Source organism: Aeromonas molluscorum 848, from assembly GCF_000388115.1.
GTDB lineage: Bacteria > Pseudomonadota > Gammaproteobacteria > Enterobacterales > Aeromonadaceae > Aeromonas > Aeromonas molluscorum.
This window is the reverse complement of sequence record NZ_AQGQ01000182.1, coordinates 1-7,464: the sequence shown is the minus strand read 5'-3', so window position 1 is coordinate 7,464 and position 7,464 is coordinate 1. Positions and strand designations below refer to the sequence as shown.

The window sequence follows — 7,464 nt, the reverse complement described above, 5'->3', positions numbered from 1 at the left end:
CCAGAAGAAGCGGATACTTCTTATTGGTAGCAAGACCCTAAAAGCCCGCTCTCACGAGCGGGCTTTTTTCATGCCTGCGATTTGGCACGATAGTACCGCGGCGTAGCGGTTTGCGCGAAGTGGCAGGCGCTTGCCGCGCCTTTCTGCTTGAGCTAGAGGCCTATCAGCAGCGAACCGATAGTATCTAAACTGCCCCCCCTGACTCGCCGCACGGCAGCAGCATCTCCACCACCCCCTCTTCCAGCTGCATGTCGATGTGAAAACCGAGCCGTTTGGCTAGCTTGATCATGCCCAGGTTGATTGGCATCGTCATACCCGACAGCTGGCCTATTTGCGCCTCCTTGGCATAACGGATGATCTTCTCCATCAATAGGGTGCCCAGCCCCAATCCTTTCAGGTCGGATCGTACCAGGATGGCAAACTCGGCATCTCGCTTGTCCGGGGTGGAGATGGCGCGAACTACTCCCAGGATCTGCTGATCGAAAACACCCTCTTGGCCCACCGCAACGAAGGCCATCTCCCGGTCGTAATCAATCTGAGTCATGCGGGCCAGCTCCTCGTGACCGAGCTCTCCCACGTCAGCGAAGAAGCGTTTGTATCTGTCCTCATCGGAGACTCGCAGCACGAACTGTTTATGGGCTGGTTCATCTTCGGGGCGGATCGGGCGCAGCAGTACATGACTGCGATCTTTTAGCCAGGCTCCCTCTTCAAGCTCCGTGGGGTAGGGGCGTATGGCGAGTGTGCTACCCGTTGCGCTCGGCTTGTCATTGAGGGTCAGGCTGGCATCGAGCACCACCATCTCGTCGCCGCAGGCCTGCAGCGGATGCAGATCCAGCTCCACAATTTCAGGGAAGGCGAGCAGCAGTTCGGAGAGTTGGCACAACACCTGGGCCAGGGCCATGATGTCGAGTCGCTCCGGGCTCGCTTGTTCCCTGATCTTGCGGCTCTTGAGGGCTTCGATGATTTGATAGCGGGCCAGAGCCTGATTGAGGGGGGGCAAGGCGGCCACCATCTCCCGGGGCTCGGCCCCGGACTCTCCCAGCAGTATCACGGGGCCAAATACCGGATCCTGCTGAATGCGGATCCTCAACTCCAGCCCCCCGCTCCGCCTGGCCATGCGTTGTACCAGTAACCCCTCGATCCTTGCGCCCGGATCATGCTGACGTACTCGGTCCAGGATGGCATCGGCGGCCTGGGCCACCTCGCTTGAGGTGCGCAGGTTGAGCATGACTCCGTGTACCGATGATTTGTGGGCTATGTCTTGGGATCTCAACTTGACCGCTACCGGGTAGCCAATCTGCTCGGCGGTCAGGGTGGCCTCTATGGCATCGGTGACTATCCAGGTGGGCAGGGTTGCCAGCCCGCTCGCTTGCAGCAGAGGCTGCACCAGGTGTGTATCCAACTTGAACTGGCTGCGGGTCAGCGCTTGCTGGATCAGCTTCTTGCAGAGCGCCAGATCCACCTTGTCCCCTTGCAGGGAGGCGGGTGTTTCCATCAATTGCTTCTGGTTACGACGATATTCCACCATGTGCATGAAAGCATTGACCGCACTCTCAGGAGTACGATAGGTGGGGATACCCGCCTCGTTGAACAGCCGTCTTCCCTCCTGAGCGGAAAATTCCCCAGCCCAGTTGGTCAGCAGATTGAAGCGCCTGGCTCTGGGATGTTGCTTGAGGTAATCGATGAGGTTGCGGGCCAGCTCCACGCCTCGAGCCGTCAGGGAAGGGGCATGGATCAGCAAGATGGCATCGGCCTCATCCCCCTGCAGCACGTTGTCGAGGGCATCCTGATAGGCCTGGATATCCGCATCGCTGCCTATGTCTAGAGGGAAGCCTGCCAGCTTTCCGCCCCGTTCTTGCAGTACATCGGCTGCCATATTGGCCAGACCGCGGCCATTGGAGATGATGGCAAGCCGCTCTCCCTTGAGGTGCAATGAGTGATTGAGTGTCTCCACTGCGGCGAACAGCTCGTGGGTATCCCGTACCCGCAGCATGCCAGCGCGACGGATGGCTGCATCATAGACGTTATCCAGGCCGTGACTCGGGTCGTGACGACCACTCTTGAGCACCAGGATCGGCTTGTTGCGCGAAGCCGCTCGCGCCGCGGAGAGAAAGTGGCGAGCATCGTGCAACTTGTCCATATAGAGCAAGATGGCGCGGGTTGTGCCGTCGCGGGATAGCTGATCGAGCAGCTGACCGAAGTCGATATCGCAGTGATCGCCAAGAGAGATGAAGGCGGAGAAACCGACCTCATGTTGTTTGGCCCAATCGAGAATAGTGGTGCTCACGGCCGCAGATTGGGAGAGAAAAGCGACCTGGCCGGGCTTGGCTGCGATGGGGGAGAAGCTGGCGTTGATACCCTGGCCTGGCAGCAGCATGCCCATGCTGTTGGGACCGAGCAGACGAATACCGTATTGGTGACGCAAGCGCTGCAACTCGGCACGCTCCTGGTCGCTGAAATCGCCGGCCAGTATGATGACGGCGCCGGCCCCCCGTTGGCCGAGGGCTTCGACCAGGGGTAGCACCCGTTCGCGGCGGGTGCAGATGATGGCAAGATCTGGGGCCAGCGGCAGGCTGGCTACATCCGGATAGGCCAGCACACCGGCAATGGCCTGGCTATCGGTGCTGACCGGTAGAATGGGTCCCCTGAACTGGCCTGCCAGCAGGTGGCGGATCACCACGTGCCCCGCCTTCTGGGGGTTGCTCGAGGCGCCTATTACGGCGATGGAGTGTGGGGTAAAGAGACGATCCAGGCCGCTGGGTTTCATAGGGGCATCCGTTACTGGGCACAGAGCCTCAGTCTAACCTGTATCAGGCGGGGGTTCTGTGACCAGATGCGGCATCAACGCTTGCCGAGTTCAGCTGCCTTCAGATAGAACCTCATCTCTCCCTGAATAAGGCGCACAGCCGCCAGATGGCGATCCTGCCGATAAATCTCCTGCTCCTGTTCCAGGCAGGCACGGGGCAAGCCCATGCTCTGAAGGTACTCTTCAAACAATACCGGGCTCCTGATTTCGACGAGATGATCCTTCATGATGACTCCTTGGGTCTCCTTGAGCTAGGGGAGCCTAGTGTAGTCGAAAGGGGGGGACGGGGATAGCTGTCAGATCTGTCACTATTCTGGCCCGGTAGCGACTAGCCGTAGTTGTGCTGACCCTTGGCCGTATCCCAGAACGCCTTGACCAGGGGCTCATCCAGCCGCTTCTTGAGCACACCCATACCGACATCGAATGGTTTGAGCGCAGGCTTGGGGTCGACGATGCGGATCTTGTCGCCCATGGGGCTGTGGTCTATGACGGCGGCTGGGACCAGACCGACGCCGCAACCGAGCGCCACCATAGCGACTATCCCCTCGTTACCTGCTACCTCGGCGTAAATATTGGGGGCAATGCCCTTGTTGCGAAACCACTGATCGCAACGTTTACGGGCCAGACCCTGCTCAGAGAGAATGAGCGGCAGTCGCTCCCAGTCCGGCTCACCGTGATGAAACCACTGGCTCAACTGGGGCGCAGTACGGGGGGCGATGAACACCAGGGGGACTTGCTGCAGGCTGGCAAACTCCAGCTTGGCGGGCAGGGCATCGGGGCGGGCGGCGATGGCGATGTCGACCTCTTCGCTGAGGATCTTGTCGACTGCCAGGGCCGGATCGCCTGTTTCCAGCTTGATCTCGAGTTGAGGATAACGACGGCGGAAGCGTTCCAGCACATCGGGCAGCAGGAAGTAGCTGGCAGTCACCGAGCAGAATACCCGCAGCCGTCCCTGCAGCGGTTCGTCACTGCGTTTGAGATCCTGACGTAATCTGCGCCACTCCTGCACCAGATTGCCGCCGAACTCGCGCAGCTTCTCCCCGGACGGGGTGAGTCGCACGCTGCGATTGTCCCGCTCGAACAAGATACAACCGGTTTCCTGCTCCAGGCGCTGGATGGCACGGCTTAAGGTGGAGGGGCTGACCGCCATGGCATCGGCACTCTTGCCAAAATGGAGGCTGTCCGCCAGGTGGAGAAACAGCTCTAGATTACGAAGATCCATCTTTCAATTCCTGCATCGGCCTGTGGTGACGAATATATCGGCTCAGGCAATGGCTCCCTGGCAGGGAAACATGGCGTGAGATAGTGCAGTTTCACATTTCAATTTCTGCAACAGACTGTTTCGAATATATCAGTTCAGGCAATATCTGTCCCGCGCTATAGTGGTTTGGTCAAGGCCCTTAGCGGCACGGAATCTCGCCCATAGCGGCTTGGAATCAATCGAACGGAGCAATCACCATGGCTAACTATTTCAACACCTTGAACCTGCGTCAGCAGCTGGCTCAACTGGGCAAGTGTCGTTTCATGCAGCGCGCCGAATTCGCCGATGGCTGCGACGTGCTGAAGGGCAAGAAGGTGGTGATTGTGGGCTGTGGCGCCCAGGGCCTGAACCAGGGCCTGAACATGCGTGACTCCGGGCTGGATATCTCCTATGCCTTGCGCGGTGCGGCCATCACCGAGAAGCGCTCCTCCTGGCAGAAGGCCACCGACAACGGCTTCGTCGTTGGTACCTACGAAGATCTGATCCCGAGCGCCGATCTGGTGCTGAACCTGACCCCGGACAAGCAGCACTCCGACGTGGTGAAGACCGTCATGCCGCTGATGAAGCAGGGTGCGGCCCTGGGTTACTCCCACGGTTTCAACGTGGTGGAAGAGGGTCAGCAGATCCGCTCCGACATCACAGTCGTCATGGTGGCGCCCAAGTGCCCGGGTACCGAGGTGCGTGAAGAGTACAAGCGCGGTTTCGGCGTGCCGACCCTGATCGCCGTTCACCCGGAGAACGATCCTCAGGGCGAGGGCATGGCCATCGCCAAGGCGTGGGCCTCCGCCACCGGCGGCGACCGTGCCGGCGTACTGGAATCCTCCTTCGTCGCGGAAGTGAAATCCGACCTGATGGGCGAGCAGACCATTCTGTGCGGCATGCTGCAGGCCGGTTCCCTGCTCTGCTACGACAAGCTGGTTGCCGAGGGTACCGATCCTGCCTATGCCGGCAAGCTGATCCAGTTTGGCTGGGAAACCATCACCGAGGCCCTGAAGCAGGGCGGCATCAGCCTGATGATGGACCGTCTGTCCAACCCGGCCAAGCTGCGTGCCTTCGAGCTGTCCGAGCAATTGCGCACCCTGATGCGCCCGCTGTTCGAGAAGCACATGGATGATATCATCGCCGGCGAGTTCTCCCGCGGCATGATGGCCGACTGGGCCGAAGACGACGCCAAGCTGTTCGGCTGGCGCGAAGAGACCGGCAAGTCCGCCTTCGAAAATGCTCCCGTGTTTGAGGGCAAGATCGCCGAGCAGGAGTACTTCGACAACGGCGTGGTCATGGTGGCCATGGTCAAGGCGGGTGTGGAGCTGGCGTTCGAGACTATGGTGGCCTCCGGTATCTATGAAGAGTCCGCCTACTACGAATCCCTGCACGAGTTGCCGCTCATCGCCAACACCGTCGCCCGCAAGCGTCTGTACGAGATGAACGTAGTCATCTCCGACACCGCCGAGTACGGCAACTACCTGTTCGCCAACGCAGCCGTGCCCCTGCTGCGCGAACACTTCATGCCGACGCTGCAAGCTGGGGACCTGGGCAGTGCCCGTGCCGACAGCAATGGCGTTGACAATGCTGCCCTGATTGCCGCCAACGAGGCGACCCGCAGCCACCCGATCGAGCAGATTGGCCAGACCCTGCGCGGTTACATGAAAGACATGAAGCGTATCGCCGTCGGCGGCTAAGCTTCCTTGGGGTGGGGGTGACGATCCCCGTCTTCTGGCTGGCTTGGACACCTGGCCAGATCTCCACAGGAGGGCAACGCCGGCTCCCGGCAATAAAAAGCCCCGCTCGATGAGCGGGGCTTTTGCATTCAGAAAGACTTGGAAAATCAGGCTTTCCAGGCTTTCCAGGTGTTGATCAACCCATTGGTCGAGCTGTCGTGGCTGGTGACAGCCGCCTCTGTGTTGAGCTCCGGAAGGATCTGGTTGGCGAGCTGCTTGCCAAGTTCAACGCCCCACTGGTCGAAGCTGAAGATGTTCCAGATTGCGCCTTGCACGAAGATCTTGTGCTCGTACATGGCGATCAAGGCACACAGGGTTTTCGGGGTCAGGCTCTTGAACAGTATGCTGTTGGTCGGGCGGTTGCCTTCGAATACCTTGAAGGGGGCCAAGGCTTCCGCTTCTGCCTGGCTCTTGCCTGCGGCCAGCAGTTCGCCAAGCACCTGCTCCTGACTCTTGCCAAAGGCCAGGGCCTCGGTTTGCGCGAAGAAGTTGGCCAGCAGTTTGGGATGGTGGTCGCCTATCGGGTTGTGACTGACGGCCGGTGCCAGGAAGTCGCAGGGGATCAGCTTGGTGCCCTGGTGGATCAGCTGGTAGAAAGCGTGCTGGCCATTGGTGCCGGGTTCACCCCAGATGATGGGGCCTGTCTGGTAGTCGACCTTGTTGCCATCGCGATCCACGTACTTGCCATTGGACTCCATATTGCCCTGCTGGAAGTAAGCGGGGAAGCGGTGCATGTACTGATCGTAGGGCAGGATGGCTTCGGACTCGGCGCCGTGGAAGTTGTTGTACCAGAGGCCGATCAGCGCCAGAAGCACCGGTACGTTCTGCTCATAGGAGGCAGTGGCGAAGTGCATGTCCATCTCGAAGGCGCCTTGCAGCAGGGCTTCGAAGTGCTCGAAACCGACCGACAGGGCGATGGGCATACCGATGGCAGACCAGGAGGAGTAGCGGCCGCCGACCCAGTCCCAGAATTCGAACATGTTGGCGGTGTCGATGCCGAACTCGGCCACGGCCTTGCCGTTGGTGGAGAGGGCGGCGAAGTGCTTGGCAACGTGGGCCTTGTCACCGGCGATATTGATGAACCAGTCGCGGGCGGTCAGGGCGTTGGTCATGGTCTCCTGGGTGGTGAAAGTCTTGGAGGCCACCAGGAACAGGGTAGTTTCCGGATCGATCTGCTTGAGGGTCTCGGCGATGTGGGTACCATCGACGTTGGAGACGAAGTGCATCTGCAGGTGATTCTTGAAGGGGCGCAGCGCCTCGGTGATCATGACGGGGCCGAGATCGGAGCCGCCGATACCGATGTTCACGACATGCTGGATTGCCTTGCCGGTATAGCCTTTCCACTCGCCGGAAATGATCTTCTCGCAGAAGCTTTTCATCTTGGCCAGCACGGCCTTCACTTCCGGCATCACATCCTTGCCATCCAGCTCGATGGGGCGATCGGACCGGTTGCGCAGGGCGGTGTGCAGTACGGCGCGACCCTCGGTCTGGTTGATCTTGTCGCCGTTGAACATGGCGTCGATGGCACTGCGCAGGTCAGTCTCTTTGGCCAGGTCAATCAGCAGCTTGAGCGTCTGCTCCGTGATCAGGTTCTTGGAGTAGTCGATCAGGATGTCGCCACCCAGGGTGAGGGAAAACCTGTCAAAACGCTTGGCGTCCTTGGCGAACAGCTCCTTGAG

Annotated in this window: 5 protein-coding genes; 1 reads left to right on the top strand and 4 read right to left on the bottom strand. The window is 59.9% G+C overall.

The window, feature by feature from the left end; translation table 11 throughout:
- Positions 1-184 precede the first annotated feature (184 nt).
- The 3 genes from G113_RS17610 to ilvY form a co-directional block, all read right to left on the bottom strand.
- On the bottom strand, positions 185-2,767 hold the full coding sequence (locus tag G113_RS17610) for a bifunctional acetate--CoA ligase family protein/GNAT family N-acetyltransferase (protein WP_005908020.1): 2,583 nt from the start codon (positions 2,765-2,767) through the stop codon (positions 185-187).
- Between the two features lie 74 nt (positions 2,768-2,841).
- Positions 2,842-3,033, bottom strand: a complete 192-nt coding sequence (locus G113_RS17605; protein ID WP_005908019.1) for a hypothetical protein — start codon at positions 3,031-3,033, stop codon at positions 2,842-2,844.
- 101 nt (positions 3,034-3,134) lie between these two features.
- Positions 3,135-4,028, bottom strand: a complete 894-nt coding sequence (ilvY, locus tag G113_RS17600) for an HTH-type transcriptional activator IlvY (RefSeq protein ID WP_005908017.1) — start codon at positions 4,026-4,028, stop codon at positions 3,135-3,137.
- A 236-nt stretch (positions 4,029-4,264) separates the two neighbouring features.
- Between ilvY and ilvC the strand changes: the two genes are divergently transcribed.
- Positions 4,265-5,746, top strand: coding sequence for a ketol-acid reductoisomerase (gene ilvC / locus G113_RS17595; RefSeq protein ID WP_005908015.1), 1,482 nt, complete (start codon positions 4,265-4,267; stop codon positions 5,744-5,746).
- A 146-nt stretch (positions 5,747-5,892) separates the two neighbouring features.
- Here the strand turns inward: ilvC and pgi are convergent.
- Positions 5,893-7,464 (bottom strand): glucose-6-phosphate isomerase (gene pgi / locus G113_RS17590; RefSeq protein ID WP_005908014.1); only part of this gene is annotated, 1,572 nt, incomplete at its 5' end.

What these genes read in the sequence shown, in the direction of transcription:
- G113_RS17610 (WP_005908020.1), bottom strand. Translation starts at nt 2,767, where the DNA reads ATGAAACCCAGCGGCCTGGATCGTCTCTTTACCCCACACTCCATCGCC.
- G113_RS17605 (WP_005908019.1), bottom strand. Translation starts at nt 3,033, where the DNA reads ATGAAGGATCATCTCGTCGAAATCAGGAGCCCGGTATTGTTTGAAGAG.
- ilvY (WP_005908017.1), bottom strand. Translation starts at nt 4,028, where the DNA reads ATGGATCTTCGTAATCTAGAGCTGTTTCTCCACCTGGCGGACAGCCTC.
- ilvC (WP_005908015.1), top strand. Translation starts at nt 4,265, where the DNA reads ATGGCTAACTATTTCAACACCTTGAACCTGCGTCAGCAGCTGGCTCAA.